This window comes from Streptococcus sp. DD11 (assembly GCF_001578865.1).
Taxonomy (GTDB): domain Bacteria; phylum Bacillota; class Bacilli; order Lactobacillales; family Streptococcaceae; genus Streptococcus; species Streptococcus panodentis.
Genome location: NZ_KQ969393.1, coordinates 548,563 through 550,017, shown reverse-complemented (window position 1 = coordinate 550,017; position 1,455 = coordinate 548,563). Strand labels below are relative to the sequence as shown.

Here is a 1,455-nt window from a genome sequence, read left to right as displayed (position 1 = left end):
TGTTGATGGCCAAACCTACCAGGGATTTTCAGACCTCTATCAAGATGAAGTGCCTAAGTCTGGGGAAACCATTAGCATTCTCTATAATCCCAAGTCGCCTGAGCAGAGCCAATATAAGAATGACATCCCAATCCCTATCCTTGTACTCATGCCATTGCTGGGATTCTTATTATTTATGGCATTGGCTGCCGGCTCCCTCTATCAGGCCTTTAATCCCCCACAGGAGCCAAAGCCGCAACCCAAGGCTGCAAAAAGCATCAGCATCGTTAAGGGAAGAGTCCGTAAACCGCGGCCCATTGTATCCTTAGTTAGCCTAAGCCTGGTTATGATAGCCCTCACTTATATCTGTATCTCTGCAACAGGGCAATTCAAAGTTGTATTTTATGGTTGGAAAACTACATCCGCTCAAGTCCTTGACTATGATGTGTATGAAACTGGAGGAAGAAGAGGAGGAGGTGGTGGAGGATTAAGTCTTTATAGTAGCATCTACCAATATCAAGTAGACGGCGTGGCTTATGAAGGCCATTCTGTTCTCGGTAGATTTACACAACCCAAAATTCAAAGTCAAATCTCTATTGCCTATAACCCTGAGTATCCCTATCAGAGTGCTTCTAGTGAAAACCATCATTTCTTTTATATAGTCTTCTTGCCTGGCTTTAGTCTAATGCTAGTCGGCAAGATTCTCTCTCTAATCATTGCTGCTTGGATAAAGAAGGCTAGACTCGCTCAAGCCAGAAGACTAGGGCCTGTCTATTACGGTTATATTATCGATGTTATTCCCGCTGAACAGTTTAGAAACTATAATCCGTTGCATGAGATTTGGCTTGAATTTGATATTAACCAAGTGCCCTATCAAACCAGCATTTGCCTTCCCTTAAGAGAACATCATTTTATCTCTTACAGCCAGAATCCTAGACCTATCCCAGTCTATGTGGATCCTCATGATGATAGCCGGTTCCTGATAGATGACAATGACATCTATGCCATCACAAATCAAATACGGATCAGCTGATTTCCCTCCCAATGCCAGCTCTCTCGTCATTGACCAGCAGCTGGCCGGCCTACCGTCTTGACCTGCTTTGAGGTGATAGGCTGACTGGCCCGTACCTTCCCTTAAGATGAAGGTGGTATGAAGACACGAAGGTGCCGTTGGTTGAAGGCATTTTTAACCCCCAATTATTCACACATATCACAAAAACCATCCAGATTCCCTGATAGGCCAAGGATTCTGGATGGTTTTCTTTTTTCACCCATTGGGTGAAGGATTTTACTGGACAGCCTCACTCCCCCGGACTGAACGAAAGCCGAGGCTGAGACAAAAAGACTTCAGTCTCGCTTTGTTTTGGTAAAAAACTCTTGACGCGGTAGCTGATTGCTCAAAAGCTCCAGTGGAGCTTTTGAGGTTTTAGATAGAGCTTCCGAGAGGAAGCAACAAAAGCACTGCTTTGAGGTTGC

Annotated in this window: 1 protein-coding gene; it reads left to right on the top strand. The window is 44.6% G+C overall.

Annotated features, from left to right (window positions below):
- Positions 1-1,012, top strand: a 1,012-nt coding sequence (locus STRDD11_RS05920) for a DUF3592 domain-containing protein (protein ID WP_128836341.1), incomplete at its 5' end; no start/stop codon positions are given.
- Positions 1,013-1,455: the final 443 nt, after the last annotated feature.